The sequence below is a fragment of the Mycobacterium sp. GA-0227b genome (assembly GCF_001499855.1).
In the GTDB taxonomy this organism is placed as follows: Bacteria; Actinomycetota; Actinomycetes; order Mycobacteriales; family Mycobacteriaceae; genus Mycobacterium.
This window is the reverse complement of record NZ_LQIK01000012.1, coordinates 85,646-106,843: the sequence shown is the minus strand read 5'-3', so window position 1 is coordinate 106,843 and position 21,198 is coordinate 85,646. Positions and strand designations below refer to the sequence as shown.

14 protein-coding genes are annotated in these 21,198 nt (G+C 68.0%); 7 read left to right on the top strand and 7 right to left on the bottom strand.

The genetic code is table 11. The annotated features are described in order from the left end of the window. Positions 1 to 3 precede the first annotated feature (3 nt). Both AU185_RS10905 and AU185_RS10900 read left to right on the top strand, forming a co-directional pair. Positions 4 to 1,200: an ABC transporter ATP-binding protein gene (locus AU185_RS10905; RefSeq protein WP_059097852.1), complete on the top strand. Its 1,197-nt coding sequence runs from the start codon at positions 4 to 6 to the stop codon at positions 1,198 to 1,200. After that, positions 1,197 to 1,811, top strand: coding sequence for a suppressor of fused domain protein (locus AU185_RS10900; protein ID WP_059097851.1), 615 nt, complete (start codon positions 1,197 to 1,199; stop codon positions 1,809 to 1,811). The genes AU185_RS10905 and AU185_RS10900 overlap by 4 nt, the downstream gene beginning before the upstream one ends. 33 nt (positions 1,812 to 1,844) lie before the next feature. On the opposite strand, the gene corA is transcribed toward AU185_RS10900, so the two are convergent. Continuing rightward, the gene (corA, locus tag AU185_RS10895) at positions 1,845 to 2,948 is read right to left on the bottom strand and encodes a magnesium/cobalt transporter CorA (RefSeq protein ID WP_059097850.1); all 1,104 of its coding nucleotides are present in this window, start codon (positions 2,946 to 2,948) and stop codon (positions 1,845 to 1,847) included. Positions 2,949 to 3,097: 149 nt separating this feature from the next. Here corA and AU185_RS10890 point away from each other — a divergent pair, with 149 nt between their 5' ends. The 3 genes from AU185_RS10890 to AU185_RS10880 all read left to right on the top strand — a co-directional run bounded on the left by AU185_RS10890 (position 3,098) and on the right by AU185_RS10880 (position 6,194). Further along, positions 3,098 to 4,087 (top strand): malate dehydrogenase, encoded by a 990-nt coding sequence (locus AU185_RS10890; protein ID WP_059097849.1) that lies wholly within the window; start codon positions 3,098 to 3,100, stop codon positions 4,085 to 4,087. Between the two features lie 63 nt (positions 4,088 to 4,150). Beyond that, entirely contained in the window at positions 4,151 to 5,347 is a 1,197-nt protein-coding gene (locus tag AU185_RS10885) for an NAD(P)-dependent malic enzyme (protein WP_172800384.1), read from the top strand. A 7-nt stretch (positions 5,348 to 5,354) separates the two neighbouring features. Next, positions 5,355 to 6,194 carry a glycine betaine ABC transporter substrate-binding protein gene (locus AU185_RS10880; RefSeq protein ID WP_059097848.1) on the top strand — a complete coding sequence of 280 codons (840 nt, stop codon included), beginning with the start codon at positions 5,355 to 5,357 and terminating at the stop codon, positions 6,192 to 6,194. A 33-nt stretch (positions 6,195 to 6,227) separates the two neighbouring features. Here the strand turns inward: AU185_RS10880 and AU185_RS10875 are convergent, their stop codons facing one another. The 3 genes from AU185_RS10875 to AU185_RS10865 all read right to left on the bottom strand — a co-directional run bounded on the left by AU185_RS10875 (position 6,228) and on the right by AU185_RS10865 (position 12,055). Further along, on the bottom strand, positions 6,228 to 7,058 hold the full coding sequence (locus AU185_RS10875; RefSeq protein ID WP_059097847.1) for an SDR family NAD(P)-dependent oxidoreductase: 831 nt from the start codon (positions 7,056 to 7,058) through the stop codon (positions 6,228 to 6,230). Positions 7,059 to 7,331: 273 nt separating this feature from the next. After that, the gene (locus AU185_RS10870) at positions 7,332 to 11,102 is read right to left on the bottom strand and encodes a multifunctional oxoglutarate decarboxylase/oxoglutarate dehydrogenase thiamine pyrophosphate-binding subunit/dihydrolipoyllysine-residue succinyltransferase subunit (RefSeq protein ID WP_231740244.1); all 3,771 of its coding nucleotides are present in this window, start codon (positions 11,100 to 11,102) and stop codon (positions 7,332 to 7,334) included. 200 nt (positions 11,103 to 11,302) lie between these two features. Further along, on the bottom strand, positions 11,303 to 12,055 hold the full coding sequence (locus AU185_RS10865) for a hypothetical protein (protein ID WP_059098383.1): 753 nt from the start codon (positions 12,053 to 12,055) through the stop codon (positions 11,303 to 11,305). A gap of 141 nt (positions 12,056 to 12,196) precedes the next feature. Between AU185_RS10865 and AU185_RS10860 the strand changes: the two genes are divergently transcribed. Beyond that, positions 12,197 to 13,489: a multidrug effflux MFS transporter gene (locus AU185_RS10860; protein ID WP_059097845.1), complete on the top strand. Its 1,293-nt coding sequence runs from the start codon at positions 12,197 to 12,199 to the stop codon at positions 13,487 to 13,489. 87 nt (positions 13,490 to 13,576) lie between these two features. After that, on the top strand, positions 13,577 to 15,478 hold the full coding sequence (locus tag AU185_RS10855) for an MFS transporter (RefSeq protein WP_059097844.1): 1,902 nt from the start codon (positions 13,577 to 13,579) through the stop codon (positions 15,476 to 15,478). Here the strand turns inward: AU185_RS10855 and AU185_RS10850 are convergent. The 3 genes from AU185_RS10850 to AU185_RS10840 all read right to left on the bottom strand — a co-directional run bounded on the left by AU185_RS10850 (position 15,475) and on the right by AU185_RS10840 (position 21,111). Continuing rightward, the gene (locus tag AU185_RS10850; protein ID WP_059097843.1) at positions 15,475 to 16,827 is read right to left on the bottom strand and encodes an FAD-binding oxidoreductase; all 1,353 of its coding nucleotides are present in this window, start codon (positions 16,825 to 16,827) and stop codon (positions 15,475 to 15,477) included. The two genes, AU185_RS10855 and AU185_RS10850, sit on opposite strands and share 4 nt — an antisense overlap. Further along, positions 16,824 to 20,252 carry a TM0106 family RecB-like putative nuclease gene (locus AU185_RS10845; RefSeq protein WP_059097842.1) on the bottom strand — a complete coding sequence of 1,143 codons (3,429 nt, stop codon included), beginning with the start codon at positions 20,250 to 20,252 and terminating at the stop codon, positions 16,824 to 16,826. The genes AU185_RS10850 and AU185_RS10845 overlap by 4 nt, the downstream gene beginning before the upstream one ends. Positions 20,253 to 20,319: 67 nt before the next feature. Next, positions 20,320 to 21,111 carry a mechanosensitive ion channel family protein gene (locus AU185_RS10840; RefSeq protein WP_082683837.1) on the bottom strand — a complete coding sequence of 264 codons (792 nt, stop codon included), beginning with the start codon at positions 21,109 to 21,111 and terminating at the stop codon, positions 20,320 to 20,322. Positions 21,112 to 21,198: the final 87 nt, after the last annotated feature.

The following is a 21,198-nucleotide window of genomic DNA, read 5'->3' as shown; positions in this document are numbered from 1 at the left end:
TCCATGGCCGAAATTGTGTTGGACCGGGTGACGAAGAGTTACCCCAACGGCGCGACGGCCGTACACGAGTTGTCGATGACGATCGCCGACGGCGAGTTCATCATCCTCGTCGGCCCGTCCGGTTGCGGAAAGTCGACCACGCTCAACATGATCGCGGGCCTGGAGGACATCACGTCGGGTGAACTGCGCATCGCCGGCGAGCGGGTCAACGAGAAGGCGCCCAAGGACCGCGACATCGCGATGGTGTTCCAGTCCTACGCGCTGTATCCGCATATGACCGTCCGGCAGAACATCGCGTTCCCACTCACCCTGGCCAAGTTGAAGAAAGACGAAATCGCCCGCAAGGTCAACGAGGCCGCCAAAATCCTTGACCTGAGCGAACTTCTGGATCGCAAACCGGGCCAGCTCTCCGGCGGTCAGCGCCAGCGCGTCGCGATGGGCCGCGCCATCGTGCGCGATCCCAAGGCATTCCTGATGGACGAACCGCTGTCGAACCTCGACGCCAAGCTGCGAGTGCAGATGCGCTCGGAGATCGCGCGTCTGCAGGACCGGTTGGGCACGACCACCGTCTACGTCACCCACGACCAGACGGAAGCGATGACGCTGGGTGACCGCGTCGTGGTGCTGCTCGCCGGGGTGGCCCAGCAGATCGGCACGCCCGAGGAGCTCTACAGCCGCCCGGCGAATCTGTTCGTCGCCGGCTTCATCGGTTCGCCCGCAATGAATTTCTTCCCTGCCACGGTCACCGACATCGGTGTGCAGCTGCCGTTCGGCGAGGTCACCTTCACCCCGGAGAATTACGATCTGCTCAGCCGGCACAACGCGCCGAGGAACGTGATCGTCGGTATCCGGCCCGAGCATTTCGAGGACGCGGCACTGCTCGACGGGTATGCGCGGATCCGCGCCCTGACCTTCGACGTGCAGGTCGACAGGGTGGAGTCACTGGGCGCCGACAAGTACGTCCACTTCAAGACCGAGGGCGCCGGAGCGCGTTCCGCTCAACTCGCCGAGCTGGCCGCCGAGTCGGGCGCCGGCGAAAACGAGTTCGTGGCAAGGGTTTCGGTCGAGTCGACGGCTCGCCAGGGTGAGACGATCCAATTGGCGTTCGACACGTCGAAGCTGGTGGTCTTCGATCCCGACTCCGGTAAGAACCTGACGCTGCCCGATGACGCCACAGCGCCGGCAGCTAGTGCCGAGTGATCGACGTTCTGGCTGAGGTTCGCGCCCATCTGCGCGAACATTTCGCCCGGGCCGGTGTCACCGCTGAACCCGCCACGGCCAGCGTCACGTTCCTCGGCACCGAGAAGATCGACGTGCTCCGATTCGGCCCCGGCCCCGGAGGCGACCCTGACGTCAACCGCCATGTCTATCACTATGTCTCGCTGGGCTGTTCGCGCCACCCGATGCTCGACCCCGCCGAGATGGTGACCGATGTGCTGCACGGCCCGCGGGCGGAGGTGACGGTTGCGCTGCGCGGCCCGGCGCCGCGTGGGCTGTCGCGATCGATCGCGATCGTCGCCGCCGCGCCCGCCGTCGAAGGGCTGATCCTCGAACCCGACGCGCTGATCGACCTCGAGACGCCACTGTGGGAAGGCGCGCCGTTCACGGCATTTTTGTTGAGCCGCAGCGACATTGACGACGTGCCGCTCACCGGGCCGCTGCAGCCGGTGGCGATCCTGTCGGCGACGCCGATCACCGCCACCGAAGCGGCGTGGGTGCGGCTCAAGGGTGCCGACGCGATGCGCGAGGCGTGGGAGCAGGACGGCGTCGACGTCCTCGACCCACGGCGGCGGGCCGCCAAACCCAGCTGAGCGGCGGGCCGCCAAACCCAGCTGAGCGCGAAACTACAGCCAGCGGTTGCGCCGGAACGCGCGGAACAACAGCGTGCACACGATCAACATCACAGCCAGGACCGCCGGATAGCCCCACGCCTGTTTGAGTTCGGGCATGTAATCGAAGTTCATCCCGTAGATGCCGGCGATGGCCGTGGGCACCGCGGCGATCGCGACGTAGGCCGAGATCTTGCGCATGTCGACGTTCTGCTGCATGGCGACCTTGCCGACCGCGGCCTGCACCAGCGAGCTGAGCACCTCGTCGTAGGTGGCGATCCGGTCGGCGGCCTGCGTGTTGTGATCCAGCACGTCGCGCATGTAGCGCCGGACCTCGATCGAGATCAGGTCGTCGTGATCGCTCATGATCCGCTGCAGCGCCAGCGTCAGCGGGCTGACGGCCCGGCGTAGTTCGACGATCTCCCGCTTGAGCAGGTAGATGCTTTCGATGTTGGTCTGCGTGGCCGGCGAGAAGACGTTCTCTTCCATCGTGTCGATGTCGGTCTCCATCGAGTCGGTGACATCGAGGTAATCGTCGACGACATGGTCGGCGATCGCATGCATCACCGCGTACGGCCCCAGCTTGAGAAGCCCGGGGGAGGCGTCGAGCCGTTTGCGGACCCCGGCAAGCCCACCGTGCTCCCCGTGCCGGACCGTTACCACGAAATCGGGCCCGACGAAGATCATGATCTCGCCGGTTTCGACGATCTCCCGCGCGTACGCGACGGATTCGTGCTCGACGTAGGTGACCGTCTTGAGGACCAGGAACAGGGTGTTGTCGTAGCGTTCCAGCTTCGGTCGTTGGTGTGCGTGGACCGCGTCCTCGACGGCCAGCTCGTGCAGGCCGAACTCGTCGGCGACCACCTGCATCTGGCGGTCGTCGGGTTCGTGCAGACCGATCCAGACGAATGCGTCCCTGCCGCCGCCGCGCAGCTCCTGCACCTTTTCCTTGGCGGCCGCGTGCGTGTACTTGCCGGCCAGCCGTGTTCCCTCGCAGTAGATGCCGCAGTCGACCGTCGCCCGCGCCACCGGCACGGGGATCGAGGCGGCGTCCACGTCACCGGAGTTCGCTTTCCCGACGGGCCGCAGCGACGGAGGCAGTGGGCGAAACGACGGCATCGCATCAGCCTCCCCGGACAGCGCAGGACCCGTATCCGGGCCGTCGCCGATGCTACGCGGCTGGCGACATCGGCGTCCTGCTAGTTTCAGTCCCGACCCGATTTCGCCCGCGGTGCGGGCAACGTAGGACTGTCCAAGGAGCATCTGACGTGAGCACAACTCCCCTCAAGGTCGCCGTCACCGGTGCCGCCGGCCAGATCGGCTACAGCCTGCTGTTCCGCATCGCGAGCGGTTCACTGCTCGGACCCGATCGGCCTGTCGAGCTGCGGCTGCTCGAGATCGAGCCGGCGCTCAAGGCGCTCGAGGGTGTCGTGATGGAACTCGACGACTGCGCTTTCCCGCTGCTCGCCGGCGTGGAGATCGGCGCCGACGCGAACAAGATCTTCGACGGCGCGAACCTCGCGCTGCTCGTCGGCGCCCGCCCGCGTGGCCCGGGCATGGAGCGCAGTGACCTGCTCGAGGCCAACGGTGCGATCTTCACCGCCCAGGGCAAGGCGCTCAACGAGGTCGCCGCCGACGACGTGCGCATCGGCGTCACCGGCAACCCGGCCAACACCAACGCCCTGATCGCGATGACCAACGCGCCCGACATCCCGCGCGAGCGGTTCTCGGCGCTGACTCGTCTGGACCACAACCGCGCCATCAGCCAACTGGCCCGCAAGACCGGTGCCAAGGTCACCGACATCAAGAAGATGACGATCTGGGGCAACCACTCGGCCACGCAGTACCCCGACATCTTCCACGCCGAGGTCGGCGGGAAGAACGCCGCCGAGGCGGTCAACGACCAGAACTGGATCGAGAACGACTTCATCCCGACCGTGGCCAAGCGCGGTGCGGCGATCATCGATGCCCGCGGTGCCTCGTCGGCGGCCTCGGCAGCGTCGGCGACCGTCGACGCCGCCCGGGACTGGCTGCTGGGCACCCCGTCCGATGACTGGGTGTCGATGGCGGTGGTTTCCGACGGGTCCTACGGCGTGCCGGAGGGTCTGATGTCGTCGTTCCCGGTGACGACGAAGGACGGCAACTGGTCGATCGTGCAGGGCCTGGAGATCGACGACTTCTCCCGCGGCCGCATCGACAAGACGACGGCCGAACTCGCCGACGAACGCAAGGCGGTCACCGACTTGGGTCTCATCTGAGGCGACCACGAGGCTCGGGGGAGCGATTAGGTTACCTACCAGTTCGTCGTTACCCTGAGCGCCGTGTCGCAAGCGGTGAGAGACCTACCAGTGACCGGATCCCACATCGTCGTCAGTGACGAAGAGATCTTCGCGGCCCACGTCGGCGGCAAGCTGTCGGTGGCGCTCAACGCGCCCCTCGACACCGAGCGGGCGCTGTCCCTCGCTTACACGCCGGGCGTGGCTCAGGTGAGCCGAGCCATCGCCGCCGACCACACCCTGGCGGCCCGCTATACCTGGGCCAACCGGATGGTGGCCGTCGTCAGCGACGGCAGCGCGGTCCTCGGTCTCGGCGACATCGGGCCGGCGGCGTCGCTGCCCGTGATGGAGGGCAAGAGCGCGCTGTTCAAGGCGTTCGCCGACCTCGACTCGATCCCCATCGTGCTCGACACCAAGGATCCCGACGAGATCGTCGAAACCCTGGTGCGGCTGCGCCCGACGTTCGGGGCAGTGAACCTCGAGGACATCTCGGCGCCGCGGTGCTTCGAGATCGAGCGGCGCCTGGTCGAGGCGCTCGACTGCCCGGTCATGCATGACGACCAGCACGGCACCGCGATCGTCGTGCTGGCCGCGCTGCTGGGGGCGGCCAGGGTCGTCGACCGCGACATGGCCTCGCTGCGGGTGGTGGTCTCGGGCGCCGGTGCGGCCGGCGTCGCGTGCGCGAACATCCTGATGGCCGCCGGGGTCGGCGACGTCACGCTGCTGGATTCGCAGGGCATCCTGCACAAGGGCCGCGAGAACCTCAACTCCTACAAGGCCGAGATCGCCGAGCGGACCAACCCGAGGGGGTTGACCGGCGGCATCGCCGAGGCGCTCGCCGGCGCCGACGTGTTCCTCGGGCTGTCGGCCGGTGTCGTGCCCGCCGATCTGATCGCCTCGATGGCGCCGGATTCGATCGTGTTCGCGCTGTCGAACCCCGACCCAGAGATTCATCCCGACGAGGCGAGCAGGTACGCGGCCGTCGTCGCGACCGGTCGCAGCGACTTCCCGAACCAGATCAACAACGTCCTCGCCTTCCCGGGGGTGTTCCGCGGCGCGCTGGACGCCGGTGCGCGCCGCATCACCGAGCAGATGAAAGTTGCTGCCGCCCAAGCGATCTTCTCCGTGGTCGGCGACGACCTGGCGGCCGACCGAATCGTGCCCAGCGTGTTGGACCCCCGGGTCTCGCCCGCAGTGGCGCGCGCGGTCGCCGGTGCGTCCGACCACGCGTCCGGCGGCTAGGTCGCACGTGGGCCGGCGGCTGGCGCTGGCGCTCGCCGCGCTGATCGTGGCGGGCAGCGCCGCTTGCGGCGGGCCCGAACAGCCGCCGTCGATCGCGGTCGGCACCACGCCCGATCCCGAGTCGACGCTGATCGCACATCTGTACGCCGCGGCCTTGCGGTCCTACGGCCACCCCGCCCACGTCGAGACCGGGAAACACCCGCTGATCGAACTGGACTCCGGCAATGTGCGGGTCGTGCCCGGGCTCACCGGACGATTGCTGGACAGGTTCAATCCGGAGGCCACCGCACGGGCGGCGGTGCAGGTGTACCGCGAGATGGTGTCCGCGTTGCCCGAAGGCGTTGCAGCGGGCGACTATACGACATCGGCGGAGGACAAACCCGCGCTCGCGGTCACCGAGGCGACGGCCGAGGCGTTGGGTGGACGCGACGTCACCGCCGCCGTGCGCCACTGCGAGGAGCTGTCCGTCGTCGCAGTCGCCGATGCGCCGCGGCCCACAGCGATCGGGACATGTGAGCCGAAGGTGACCGAATATCCGGACAGCGCAGCGGCGTTCGCGGCGGTCCGGTCCGGCCGATTTCGCGCGGCATGGACGACGACGGCCGCGCCCGGCATTCCGCCCGAACTGCTGACGCTCTCCGACAAGACCTCGCTGATCCGCGCCGAGAACCTGGTGCCGCTGTACCGCCGCAACGAGCTCAACGAGTCTCAGGTGCTGGCGCTCAACGAGGTGGCCGGCGTGCTGGACACCGCGGCGCTGGCCGACATGCGCGCAGCGGTGGCCGACGGAGCGGACCCGGGTCAGGTGGCCGACGCGTTCCTCGCCGAACACCCCCTGGGCGACTAGGGTCGTCGGCCCTCCGAACCGAGGTGCACGCCGTCAGTGCGCGTTCGGCACCAACCTCGGCAACACCGTGGAGAACAACCGTTGGTATCCCGATCCGGTCATACGCACGATGAAGTCGAGCACCTTGGCGTCCGGACCGACCAGCACGCGCGCCTTGTCCTTACGCACAGCGTCGAGGATGATGTTCGCCGCGCGCTCGGGCGTGGTGATGGTGAGCCGCTTGTCGAAGGTCCGAGTCAGGCTTTCCTTGTCGAAACCCTCGACGGCCGTGGCGTTTCGCATGATGGCGGTCTTGATGCCGCCGGGATGCACGGTCGTCACCTTCACCGGGTGGCCGGCCGCCGCCATCTCCTGACGCAGCGCCTCCGTGAAGCCGCGCACCGCGAACTTCGCCGAGTTGTAAGCCGCCTGGCCGGGAACGGAGAAAATACCGAACAGGCTGGACACATTGACGACGTGGCCGTCGCCCGACGCGATCAGGTGCGGCAGGAAGGCCTTGGTGCCGTTGACCACGCCCCAGAAGTCGACGTCCATCACCCGTTCGAAGTCCTTGTACGGCGTCACCTCGACGTCGCCGACGTAGGCGATGCCCGCGTTGTTGTAGACCTGGTTGATCGTCCCGAAGTGCTCGGCGACCGAGTCGGCGTACAGCTCGAAGGCCTCCCGCTCGGTGACGTCGAGTCGGTCCGCCTTCACCGGCGCGCCGATGGCTTTGATGCGCGCCTCGGTTTCCGCCAGGCCTTCGGTGTTGACGTCGCTGATCGCCACCTTCGCGCCAGAGCGCGCCAGTTCGAGCGCCAACGCCTGCCCGATGCCTGATCCGGCGCCGGTCACCACGGCGACCTTCCCCGCGAAGCCCTGCATATCCACTCCTCGTGTCAGTTGCTCGTGACGAGGTTAGCCGGTACCGCCGGTTCGCGCTTTAGCGCACCCTCGACCTACGCACGTCACACAAGCCACACCGGGCAACGTTTTACTGACGCCGTGCCGCACTTTGTCTGGAAAACGTGCGTCGGTGTGACATCTGAGACCGCTGGGCACGGCCGGGCCCCAACCGGCCGTGTTCGTGACCGCCGGGACCGGCCGTGCCGTGTGTGACCCCGCGACCCCGCCAGCGGGGCCAATCCGGCCCCCGCGCTAGGCGAAGGCCTCGTCGAGGATCTCCTGCTGCTCGACGGCGTGCACCTTCGACGAGCCCGACGACGGCGCCGACATCGCCCGCCGCGAGATGCGCGTGATGCCGGACAGCTTCTCCGGCAGCACTTCGGGCAGGGTCAGTCCGAACGTCGGCCATGCGCCCTGGTTCGCCGGTTCCTCCTGGACCCAGAAGTACTGCTCGATGTTGGGATAGCGGTCCAATGTCTCGGCCAGCCGGCGCCGCGGCAGCGGTGCGAGTTGCTCGATGCGCACGATCGCCACGTCGTCGCGCTTCTCCTTGTTCTTGCGGGCGACCAGCTCGTAGTAGAGCTTGCCGCTGGTCAACAGCATGCGCTTGGCCTTGCTGCGATCACCGTCGCCGTCGGTGTAGGTCGGCTCCTCGATCACCGAGCGGAACTTCATCTCGGTGAACTCGCGGATGTCGCTGACGGCGGCCTTGTTGCGAAGCATCGACTTCGGCGTGAACACGATGAGCGGCCGGTGGATGCCGTCGAGCGCGTGACGGCGCAACAGGTGAAAGTAGTTGGCCGGCGTCGATGGCACTGCGATCGTCATCGACCCCTCCGCCCACAACAGCAGGAACCGCTCGATGCGGCCCGACGTGTGGTCCGGACCCTGCCCTTCGTGACCGTGCGGCAGCAGCAGCACGACGTCGGACAGCTGGCCCCACTTGGCCTCACCGGAGCTGATGAACTCGTCGATGATCGACTGTGCGCCGTTGATGAAGTCGCCGAACTGCGCCTCCCACAACACCAGGGCCTCGGGATTGCCGACGGAATACCCGTATTCGAAGCCGACGGCGGCGAACTCCGACAGCGGCGAGTCGTACACCATGAACTTGCCACCGGTGGGCGTGCCGTCTTCGTTCGTGGTCAGCAGCTGCAGCGGGGTGAACTCCTGGCCCGTCTTGCGGTCGATGATCACCGAGTGGCGCTGCGAGAATGTGCCGCGGCGCGTGTCCTGGCCGGTGAGTCGAACGGTCTTGCCCTCGGCGATCAGCGAGCCGAGCGCCAGCAGCTCGGCGAACGCCCAGTCCACCTTGCCCTCGTAGGCCATCTCGCGGCGCTTCTCGAGACCCGGCTTGACGCGCGGGTGCACGCTGAAGCCTTCGGGAAACGCCAGATGCGCATCTCCGATGCGGGCCAGCAACGACTTGTCCACCGCGGTGTTCGTGCCCGCCGGCACCATCTGGTCGGCTTCGACGGACGCGCTGGGGGCGATCTCGTGTTTCTCGAGTTCGCGGACCTCGTTGAAGACCCGTTCCAGCTGGCCCTGATAGTCACGCAGGGCGTCCTCGGCCTCTTTCATCGAGATGTCGCCGCGACCGATCAGCGCTTCGGTGTAGCTCTTGCGCACGCCGCGTTTGACGTCGATCGCGTCGTACATGGCCGGCTGCGTCATCGACGGGTCGTCGCCTTCGTTGTGCCCGCGGCGGCGGTAGCACAGCAAGTCGATGACGACGTCCTTCTTGAACTTCTGCCGGAAGTCGACCGCGAGCCGGCCCACCCAGTCCGCGGCTTCGGGATCGTCGCCGTTGACGTGGAAGATCGGCGCGCCGATCATCTTGGCGACGTCGGTGCAGTACTCCGACGACTTGGCGTCGAAAGGCGATGTGGTGAAACCGATCTGGTTGTTGACGATGATGTGGATCGTCCCGCCGGTGCGGTAGCCCCGCAGCAGCGCCAGGTTCAGCGTCTCGGCGACCACGCCCTGCCCGGCGAACGCCGCGTCGCCGTGCAGCATGAGCGGCACGACACTGAAAGCTTCGGCGGTCTCGCTGTCGTGGTCGTCCTTGGCGATGATGTCCTGCTTGGCGCGCACCAGACCCTCCAGGACCGGGTCGACGGCCTCGAGGTGCGACGGATTGGCCACCAGCGACACGTCAATCTCGTTGTCGCCGAACATCTGAATGAACTTGCCGGATGCGCCGAGGTGGTACTTCACGTCGCCGGAGCCGTGCGCCTGCGACGGGTTCAGATTGCCTTCGAACTCGCTGAAGATCTGCGAGTACGGCTTGCCGACGATGTTGGCCAGCACGTTGAGCCGGCCGCGGTGCGGCATGGCGATCACGACCTCGTCGAGTGCGTGCTCGGCGCACTGGTCGATCACCGCATCCATGGTCGGGATGACGGTCTCGGCGCCTTCCAACGAGAAGCGTTTCTGGCCTACGTATTTCGTTTGCAGGAACGTTTCGAATGCTTCGGCCGCGTTGAGCTTGCTCAGGATGTACTTCTGCTCGGCAACCGTCGGCTTCTCGTGCTTCTTCTCGATTCGGTCCTGCAGCCACTGCTGCTGTTCGGGCTCGAGGATGTGGGTGTACTCGACGCCGATGTGGCGACAGTAGGAGTCCCGCAGCAGGCCGAGCACATCGCGCAGCTTCTTCTGCTCGGCGCCGGCGAAGCCGCCGACCTTGAACTCCCGATCCAGGTCCCACAACGTCAGGCCGTGGGTCTGCACGTCGAGGTCGGGGTGGCTGCGGAACCGGTTCTTGTCCAGTCGCAGCGGGTCGATGTCGGCCATCAGGTGACCGCGGTTGCGGTACGCGGCGATCAGCTCGATGACGCGGGCGTTCTTGTCCTCGATGGAGTCCGGGTTGTCGGTCCGCCACCGCACCGGCTCGTAGGGGATGCCGAGCTCGCGGAAGGTCTCGTCGAAGAAGTCGTCGTCGAGCAACAGCTGGTGCACGGTGCGCAGGAAGTCGCCCGACTCGGCGCCCTGGATGATGCGGTGGTCGTAGGTCGACGTCAGCGTGACCAGCTTGCCGACACCCAGATCGGCGATGCGCTCCTCGCTCGCGCCCTGGAACTCGGCCGGATACTCCATCGCGCCGACGCCGATGATCGCGCCCTGGCCGCGCATCAGCCGCGGCACCGAATGCACGGTGCCGATGGTGCCGGGGTTGGTCAGCGAAATCGTCACGCCGCCAAAGTCTTGCGCGGTGAGCTTGCCGTCGCGCGCACGGCGCACGATGTCCTCGTACGCCGCGATGAACTGGCCGAACGACATGGCTTCGGCGCCCTTGATGCCGGCCACCACCAACTGGCGGTTACCGTCCTTGCCCTGCAGGTCGATCGCGAGCCCGAGGTTCACGTGCTCGGGGGTGACCGCGGTCGGCTTGCCGTCGGTCTCGGCGAAGTGGCGGTTCATGTTCGGGAACTTCTTGACCGCCTGTACGACCGCGTAGCCGATCAGGTGCGTGAACGAGATCTTCCCGCCCCGAGTCCGTTTCAGGTGATTGTTGATGACGATCCGGTTGTCGATCATCAGCTTGGCGGGTATCGCGCGGACACTGGTCGCCGTCGGCACCTCCAACGAGGCCGACATGTTCTTCACGACCGCCGCGGCCGCACCCCGCAGCACCTGAGTCTCTTGGCCGTCGGCGGGCTGCTTGGCCGCAGACTCCTTGGCCGCAGGCTCCTTGGCCTTCGTCGGGGCGCTCTCCGGCGCCTTGGATTCCTTGGCCGGCGCCTTGGTTTCGGAGGCCTTCTTGTCCTTCGCCGGTGCCTTGGATTCCGGGGCGGGTGCCTTCGATTCCTTGACGGATTCCTTGGCTTCCTTGGCGCCGTCGCTGTCGGTCTCCTTCGGCGCCGGAGCGGGCGCCGGCTCCGGCGGGCTCTCCGGCGCGGCCGCACGCTGACCGTTCGCGCCACCGGTCTGGCTCTCGGACGTCGGCTCGGGAGAGTAGTCGACCAGAAATTCATGCCAACTGGGATCGACCGACGAGGGATCCTCGCGGAACTTGCGGTACATCTCCTCGACCAACCACTCGTTCTGTCCGAATGGTGAAGGTGAGCTCACGGTAGCTACTCGCCTCGATTCCTTCGCTTCGCGCGAGCGCGCCTCACACGCTCGCCAGGTTCTCTACGGTTACCCCGCAATACGCCGCCTAAAGGCTAGCGCTGAAGCAACGGCCAGGCCATGACAACGGCCTTATGGTCGTCGTCACGCCGCTAGCTTCGCGGTGCGGGCAGCACATGCAGGGCCGCCGGCCACCGCGGTGGCGGATTGCCGAACGCCTTGCGCGCGTTGGCCACGATGCGTTTGCCCATCATGCGATTCCCCACGCCCCCGACGACGGCCCCGATGCCGACGGGCAGCATCTTGCCGAACGCGATCGCCCCGCGCTTGAGGGTGTAGCGCTTGACGAAGTACTTCAGCAGGCGCGAATTCAGTTGCGACACCGCGGGCAGCGGCAGCGTCGCCGCACCGTCGGCCAGCCACGCGCCCCTGGTGCGGCCCGGGCCGATCAGGTCCGCGATCGCATGCTTGCTGTCCTCGCCGACCAGCACCGCCAGCACCAGGGCGCGGCGACGTTCCCGATGCTCGGCAGGAATTCCGTGCACCTCCGCGACGGCCAGCACGTAGACCGCCGTCGCTTCGAGGAACACCACCGTCTCGCCGGCAACCGCCGACATCGCGGCCAGCGTCCCGATGCCCGGGAACGCCGCGGCCGACCCGACGGCCGCGCCGCTCGCCATCACCGCGGCGAGGTAGTGCTTCTCGAGCTTGCCGACGATGTCGGCCGGCGACGCGTCGGGACTCTGCTTGCGGAGGCGGTCCACGTAGGCCTTGACCGCGGGTCCCTGCACACGCGCGCCCCGCTCGATGATCTGGGTGAGCACCTTGGCGGCGACGCTCGGGTCCTCGGCGGCGCCATCGTTGACCGCCGGCAACTGGCTCTTGGCCTTCGACCGGGCACTCATGTGGGCCTCCTGTCCGAGCAACTCGCCTCAAGGCTAACGCCTCGGCAACGAACGACGATCGCCGTCGGTGCCCGGTCGTGATCGCGCTCACTGTGTGCCGAACCGGGAAGAAAATATTGAGAAGCGACGCTAACCATTCTCATGGCAACATCACCGGCTGTGGAGCTGACAACCGCCCCGACCTCGACACAGGAGGAAAGGACGCCGAGCCGCATACGGATGATCGTCGTGCTCGGGGTCATGGTTGCGCTCGGTCCACTGACCATCGACATGTACCTGCCTGCGCTGCCGAGGATCGCCGACGAGCTCGGGGTTTCCTCGTCGGTGGCGCAGCTGACGCTCACCGGGACCCTTGCCGGGCTCGCGCTCGGCCAGCTGGTCGTCGGCCCGCTGTCGGACTCGCTGGGCCGGCGTCGCCCGTTGATGGCCGGGATCGTGCTGCACATGGTCGCGTCGCTGCTGTGCTTGTTCGCGCCGAACATCGAACTGCTCGGGGTGGCCCGCGGACTGCAGGGGATGGGCGCCGCCGCGGCCATGGTGGTGGCGATCGCGGTCGTCGGGGATCTGTTCACCGACTCGGCCGCGGCGACGGTGATATCGCGGCTGATGCTGGTGCTCGGCGTCGCACCGGTGGTGGCGCCGTCGCTGGGCGCCGCGGTGTTGCTCAAGGCCTCGTGGCACTGGGTGTTCGCCGCGCTGGTGGTGATCGCGGGCGCGCTGTTGCTGGTGGCCGCGGTCAGCCTGCCCGAGACGCTGCCCGCCTCGCATCGGCGCCCGCTGAAGGTGCGCGGCATCGCCGCGACGTACGTGGAGTTGCTGCGCGACCTCCGATTCGTCGTACTGGTCCTGGTCGCCGCGCTGGGCATGTCGGGGTTGTTCGCCTACATCGCCGCCGCGCCGTTTGTGCTGCAGGGCCGCTACGGCCTGGATCAGCAGGCGTTCGCCCTCGTTTTCGGTGCCGGCGCGATCGCGTTGATCGCTGCGACGCAGTGCAATGTGGTGTTGCTGCGCCGGTTCTCACCGCAGACCATCGTGCTCTGGGCGCTGGTGGTGGCCTCGGTCGCCGGCGTCGTCTTCGTCGGTATGTCGCTTGCTCATCTCGGTGGGCTGGTGGGGTTCGTCGTCCCGGTGTGGGTGATCCTGGCGGCGATGGGTCTGGTCATACCGAACGCGCCCGCCGTGGCGTTGACCCGGCACCCCGACGCCGCGGGCACCGCGGCTGCGCTGCTCGGCGCGGGACAGTTCGGCCTGGGCGCGGCAATCGCGCCGCTGGTCGGCGTACTCGGCAACGACGAGTTCGCGCTGGCGTCGGTGATGACGGTGGGTATGGTGATCGCGTTGCTCGCGCTCATGGCCGTCGGTGTGTCGACGACCGAACGCGCGGACGACTCCGAACACGACGTCATCGATGACGCCGTGCCCGAACCTGCCTGACGCTTCGTTGCGCGTGGGTCCCGACTTGTCGGGGCCTTGCCAGGCTCCGTAGCGTCGGCGGGATCGCCGAGCACTAGTCGAGCCCAGATGTTTTCAACCCTCATTCCCCGGCAGAACGCCTCCCCGAACCCGTGGCATGCGCTCTGGGCGATGATGGTCGGCTTCTTCATGATCCTGGTCGACGCGACGATCGTCTCGGTGGCCAATCCGGCGATCATGGCCCGGTTCGATGCCAGTTACGACGCGGTCCTCTGGGTCACCAGCGCCTACCTGCTCGCCTACGCGGTGCCGTTGCTGGTGGCGGGCCGCCTGGGCGACCGGTTCGGGCCGAAGAACCTCTACCTCCTCGGCCTGACGGTGTTCACCGTGGCTTCCCTGTGGTGCGGGCTGTCCGACACGATCGGGATGCTGATCGCCGCGCGCGTCGTCCAGGGTGTGGGCGCGGCCCTGCTGACGCCGCAGACGCTGTCGACGGTGACACGGATCTTCCCCGCCGAGCGGCGTGGCGTGGCGATGAGCGTGTGGGGTGCGACGGCCGGCGTCGCGACGCTGGTCGGCCCGCTGGCCGGTGGAATCCTGGTCGACGCCCTCGGCTGGCAGTGGATCTTCTTCGTCAATGTTCCTGTCGGCGTGCTCGGCGTCGCGGTGGCGATCCGGTTGGTGCCCGAGCTACCGCGGCACAAGCAGCGGTTCGACCTGCCCGGGGTGGCGTTGTCGGCGGTCGCGCTGTTCCTGATCGTGTTCGCGCTGCAGGAGGGCCAGGCGCACCAGTGGACGCACTGGGTGTGGGGCCTGATGGCGCTCGGCATCGGAGTGATGGCCGCGTTCCTGTACTGGCAGTCGGTCAACCCCAGGGATCCTCTCCTGCCGCTGGTGGTCTTCCGGGACCGCGACTTCTCTCTGTCGAACTTCGGCGTGGCGACCATCGGGTTCGTGGCGACCGGGATGATGGTGCCGGTCATGTTCTACGCCCAGGCGGTGTGCGGACTGTCGCCGACCCGATCGGCGCTACTGACCGCGCCGATGGCGATCGCGACCGGGGTGCTTGCGCCGTACGTCGGCTGGATCGTCGACCGGTGGCATCCGCGGCCCGTGGTCGGCTTCGGCTTCTCGGTGCTCGCGATCGCGATGACGTGGCTGTCGATCGAGATGACCCCCGCCACCCCGATCTGGCGACTGGTGCTGCCGCTGACCGCGACGGGTATCGGCATGGCCTTCATCTGGTCGCCGCTGGCCGCCACCGCGACCCGCAATCTGCCGCCGCAGTTGGCCGGTGCGGGTTCGGGGGTCTACAACACCACCCGACAGGTCGGGGCCGTGCTGGGCAGCGCCGGCATGGCGGCGTTCATGACCTGGCAGGTCGACTCCGAGATGCCGCCGTGGGCCGCCGACTCGACCCAGGGCGAAGCCGGTGCGACGCAACTGCCGTCGTTTCTGCACGGACCGTTCGCCGCGGCGATGTCGCAGGCGTTGCTGCTGCCGGCCTTCGTCGCGTTGTTCGGTGTGGGCGCCGCGCTGTTCCTGCTCGGCTACGCGCGTCGGCCCCTTGACGACGTCGACGCCGCGCCCCTCGCGGTCGAGTACGGCGGTGATGAAGCGTTCGTCGACGACGATGACGACTACCTCGAATACACCGTCGACTGGGGTCATGTCGACCCTTCACCGGCGACGCCCGCCGAGCGGGACCCGCCGACCGAGCCGTTGGGCGTCCGACCCCAACCCGAACCCGAGCCCGAGCGGGCCGGTGACTCGTGGCGCGCGATCCTCGACCAGCTGCTCGCCGACATTCCCCCGGCAACGCCGGCCGAACCCACGGTCGAGCCGATCGGGTTGGCGCACAACGGTTTGCATGTCGACGACGAGAGTCGCCTCAGTGGGCTGGAACGATCCGGGTCTCACCGGATGTCTGACGAGCGCCCGGCCGCCCGGCGGTGGTGGTCCGAGTCCAACGGCAGGCATTCTCGCGACGACGACCCCGAGGACCGCTAGCCGAAGAGCACGGCGGGGTTGAGGTAACCCGACGGGTCGAACGCCGCCTTCACCGTCCGCATCGCCGCGATATCGGCGTCGGTGCGCGACATTCCGACGTACTCCCGCTTGCGGGTGCCGACGCCGTGCTCGGAGCTGACATTGCCGCCGAGACGCGCGATGAGGTCCATCATCGCCGAGTACAAGGCATGCTCGGCCTCGCCGTCGATCGTGCATCGCACCAGGTTCAGATGCAGGTTGCCCTCGCCGATGTGCCCGAACAGCACCGGAATCGCCTCCGGGGCATGGGTGGTGACGAGCTCGTCGGCTTTGGCCGCGAACGATGCGATGGCCGAAAGCGGCAGCGACACATCGAATTTCAACGGCGGACCGTATGCGCCGAGCACCTCGGCGACCGCCTCGCGTACCTGCCACAGCCGCTGCTGCGCGGCCACGTCCACACCGACGGCGGGCTCGGCGGTCAGCTCCGCGTCGGAGATCGCCTCGGCCAGCCGCTCGGTCTGGTCCCCGTCGCCGGCCAGCTCGACCAGGAGCTGCCAGGCGCCGTCGACGGCCGCGGGGACCCCTGCGTGTTCGGCGGTCAGTGCGCTGGCGCGCGCGTCGATCAGTTCCAGCGCGGCGATGCCGTCCAGGTCGCGGAACCTACGGCCGGCGGCGACCAGCGAGTCGAGGTCGGCGAATCCGCAGATCGCGGTCACCCGGTGTCGCGGTGTGGGGTGCAGCTTGAGGTCGAGCGCGGTAATGACGCCCAGCGTGCCCTCGGCGCCGACGAACAGCGACGCCAGGTCGTAGCCGGTGTTGTCCATCCGCACCAGGCTGTGTCTGTGCAGCACCGTGCCGTCGGGCAGCGCGACGTCCACACCGATGACCTGCTCGCCCATGTTGCCGTAGCGCACAGTGCGCAGCCCGCCAGCGTTCGTCGATGCCATACCGCCGACCGTTGCGGTGTCGCGCGCGGCCAGGTCGACACCGAACACCAGGCCGGCGGACACGGCCGTGCGCTGCACCTCGGCCAGAGTCACGCCCGCGCCCACTGATATTCGGCGCTCGGCGACGTCGACCTCGCCGAGGTCGCGCAGGCGTTCGGTGGACAGCAGCACGTCGTCGTGCTCGGGCACGGTCCCGGCCACCAGCGAGGTGCGCCCGCCCTGCACCGTGACATAAGCGCCCGCGTCCCGGCAGGCCAGCAGCACGGCGGCGACCTCGTCGGCCGACCCGGGCCGCACCAGCGCGCCGGCCCTGCCGCGGTAGCGGCCCGTGTGGTCGACGCTGCGCCCGGACAGCACGTCGGGATCGGTGCTGACGTAGGCGTCTCCCACGATCCCGGCCAGCTGGGCGGTCAGACTCATCCCGTCGGTGTATCACACGGCGAGAGCGACAGGAACGCCCCCAGATCGACAAGGCCTGCGGGGGTCGACGGCAGGTACTCGGTCAGCCGCGGCGAGCGCACGATCACCGTGCGGTACATGGCGCGGCTGATAGCCACGTTGAGCCGGTTTCGGTTGAGCAGGAACGGCATTCCGCGCGGGACGTCCTCGAGCGCCGAGGCCGTCATCGACACGAACACGACGGCCGCCTCGCGCCCCTGCAGCTTGTCGACCGTACCGACCAGAACGTCGCGGAGTCCCGCATCCTCCAGCGCGGAGCGCACCTGCAGCACCTGAGCGTTGTAGGGCGCGACGACGAGCACGTCGGTCGGTTCCAGATCCCGCGAGCCGTGCTCGTCGGTCCAGCGTGCGTCGATCATCCGGCCGATCTCGTCGGCGATCACCTCGGCCTCTTCCGGACTCGACGTCGAGCGGCCCTCGTGGGCGACGCTGCGGGTGTGCACGCCGGCCTCGAACCCGGCCAGCGTCCGCTTGTCCGTCTTCGGATGGGGCAACAGCCGGTTGTCGTAGGACAGCGCCGAATCCACCCGGCAGAGCGCCGAATGCATGCGATGGGTTTGCTCGAGGAAGTAGCCGTATTCGGCGGGCAGCACGTCGTGGCTTTCCATCAGCCAGCCGAGCGCGGAGTGGTCGACGGGCTCGGGGTGGCTGCCGGTGGACACCTGGCCCAGCTGCTGCGGATCACCGAGCAGCATGAGGTTGCGCGCCGACCGCGCGACGGCGATGGTGTAGCCGAGCGAGAACTGGCCCGCCTCGTCGACGGCCAGCAGGTCGAGGCGCTCCGCGGCGACCCGGGCGTCGTTCGCGAAATCCCATGCGGTGCCGCCGATCACGCATGCGTCGTGCTCGTCGAGGAAGGTGGCGTGCCCGTCGTCGCCGATCACGGTGAACCGGTCGGTGGGTGCGGCGTCGTAGCTCGATTTCTTGGCGACATGACCCGGGTCGACCCCGGCCTCGACGATCTTGTTGAGCAGGTGCGCGACGACCGAATGCGATTGCGCGACAACACCGACCGATAAGCCGTGGTCGTTGACGAGTGATTTGACGACCCGCGCCGCGGTGTACGTCTTGCCGGTACCGGGCGGCCCGTGCACGGCGACATAGGACCTGTCGAGATCCAGCACGGCCGCGGTGATGGACGCGACGTCGTCGCCCTGTCGGGGCAGGCCCGCACCGGACCGCGTGGTCGGCGCGGAGCGGCGGAGGATGTCGACGACGGCACAGCGCGGCAGCTCTCCTTCGGAGACGGTGCGTGCGGCGTCGGTGGCCAACGCCTCGATGGCCTCCTCGAGTTTCGCGGTGCGGAACGGTTTCGCCGGCGTGAGCGCCATCGGCAGCTGCGTGAACTGACCGGCTTCGGATTCCAGTTCGTCGACGACAACCTCGACCGGAACGCCCTCGACCTCGCGACATTCGAACACCGTCACGTCGTGGGCGGCGCGGCGATCGGGGTGCTCGTCGTCGAAACCCGCGGGGGCGGGCCGGTCGTAGAGCGCCTGGGGCCGATGGTCCAGCGTCCCGCCCTGCAGCACCCCGGTCAGGCGAAGACGTCTGCGGTGCTTCTGTTTGCGTGGCGGCTTGTGCCAGTCCTGCTCGACGACGGCGTCGTCGACGAGGAACACCCCTGACGTGTCGCCCCACTCGTCGACGGGGTGGTTGAGCCGCTGGAAGTGTGCCCACCAGTACGGCTTACGCTCGCGGGGAAGATAGCCGCGCGCCGCCTGGATCAGAGCGGCGGCGGTCTGTTCGGGCGTGCGGTCGATGCTGACGCCGTCACCGGCGAATTCCATCAGCGCCTGAGCCGTCTGGTCGAGCGGCGGCACCGGCTCGCCCTTCTCGACCGGTCGGGTCAGGTGGGTGACGCCGCATTCGAATGCCCTGAGCAACAGCCAGTCTCGGAGTCGGCGTGTCGAACGGCAGTCGTACTCGTTGTAGTCCCTGATCTCCTTGAGGACTCCGGCGGCCTCCTCGGCGCGCCCCTCGTCGAGCAGGGAGCGGTACCGCTCGTACTGCGTGATCGAGGCGGCCGCGTTGGTGACCTCGCCGGTACGCAACTCCGAGCCCATGTACAGCGGCTCGAGCGCCTTGAGCGAGTACGACGGAGCGCCGACGCGCAGCGCGCTACGCACGATGGGGAACAGGTCGACGAGGACGTCCGCGCGCAGCAGGTCGTCGACCTCGTCCTCGCATACGCCGTAGCGGGCCGCAAGCTCCAGCAGCTTGGTGCGCTCATACGCCGCGTAGTGGTAGATGTGCATACCCGGAAAACGCTTGCGGCGCTTGCGGACCAGCTTCAGGAAATCGGTGAAGGTCTTGCGTTCGGAGCGGCGGTCCTCGGCCCATAACGGCGTGAAGTTGTCGGCCGTGTCGAGAACACCCCACATGTACTCCAGACCCCAGGTGACGCCGTCGTCGGTCCACAACGGGTCACCCTCGAAATCGAAGAACAGATCGCCCGGGTTCTTGGCGGGTAGCGCGCCGAGCGCATCGGGGTCCGCGATCTCGAACTGGGGCACACCGGTCTCACGCTCGGCGACCTGCAGGCGCGCCTGGGTACGCAGCCCCGCGAGCGTGCTGGCCGCCATCCCGTCGACCGGCCCCGAGGACGTCGCCAGGCCGGCGACCGTGTCGATGCCTTCGGCGAACAGCGTTTCGCGTTGCGTCATCCGCATGCCCGCGACCAGGAGCACGTCGTCGTCTGCGACGACGTTGGGCACGCAGCAGTCGCACCGCATGCACGCGCTGACCGTCGGATCCCGCCAGTCGACCGGTGCGCCCGACGCCAGGTGAGCATCCAACAGTTCGCGCAGCCGGTCGCGTTGCTGCCGGTACACCGGGATCAGGTCGTCGACCGGGTAGTCGACGGTGGTGCGGTCACCCAGGATCAGCCCCGCGGTGCCCGCAATGGGAACGCCCATGGCGCGCAGCGCATCGGCGTAGCCGGCAACCTGCAGCAGCGCCTGGATCTTCGCCCGCCGCGCCAGCTTGGTGTCCAGCACCCGGTACCGGTCGCCGTCGGATACGACGAAGTCCGCGAAGCCGACGAACCGATCGTCGAACAGCGCCGCCTGGTACACGACGGGCGGGCGGCGCTCGAACGCCTCGGCGGTGGCGCGGGCGGCGGCCTGGAAGGCTGCCAGTGTGTAGGCGGGCCTGCCGATGCGCACCACGCCGTCGCCGTGTCGTGCGACGAACTCGTCGAGGATCCGCTGCTCGTGCGCGTCACCCAACTCGGCGGTCCGGCGGAGCATCTCGTCGTCCTGGACCGCGACGGCGGGGCCGCGGCCCAGCTTCGCATCGAACGCGCACAGCAGGGCGTACTCGCAGCGCGCCGCCGCCGCGAGATCGGATGCGCTGTAGACGACTTCGCCGGCCTCCACGAACACGGTGCCACTGTATGTGACCCCGCCGACATGTCACGGCCGCCGGGAAAGTTTCCCGGCGCAGCCCTTCTCAGCCCAGCGGCCGATCCGGGGGATAGGACTGCTGCGGATAGGGCTGCTGTGGATATGGCGCCGCCGGAGGCGCGGCGTGTTGGCCCGTCGGCTGGTACTGGGGCAGGTCGCCGGTGTCGGCCAACCTCCGCTCGCGCATGTTGCGCCCTTCGCGTTCGGCGCGGGACAGGTAATCCTCCCAACGCTGCTGCATCGGCTTGATCAGGCCGCCACCGACACCTACGACGAGGATGCCGCCGATCGTGCCGAGGACCGCGATCAGCACCGGCAGCGTGACCGTCAGGGCGATGCCCACTTGGTTGAGCGCGGCGATGATGCCCAGACCGAGGATCGTCACGCTGGCGATGGTGGCCAGCATCCGTCCATAGGAGAACCCGCTCAGTGCGTTGGACACGATGTCCCGCACGGCCGCGGCGATCGCGGCCGCCACCACGACGATGATCAGCGCGACGAACAGCTTCGGCAGGAATGCGATCACCCCTGTGAGCAGTGCGCTCACCGGGTTGGGCCCGAAAACCCCGAACGCCAACTGCAGCACGAACAACAGCAGCGCGTAGTAGACGATCTTGCTGACGATGGTCGAGGCGTCGTACTTGCTGTTCTCCAGTGCCTTGCGGATTCCGCCGCGCTCGACTGCCCGGTCGAAGCCGGCGCGTTCGAGCACTTTGTCGACCGCCTTGGCGACCAGTTTGGCCACGATCCACCCGATCACCAGGATCAGGATGAACACCAGGACCTTGGGGGCCAACACGGCGACGGTCCGCCACATGTCCCGTAAAGCGTCTTCCATGGTTCCCCTCCTCTTCGAGGAAGCGGCGTCGTGAACACGCACGCCTATTGACGTCGCCGTCATACCCGGGGTGGGACCAAGTAAACG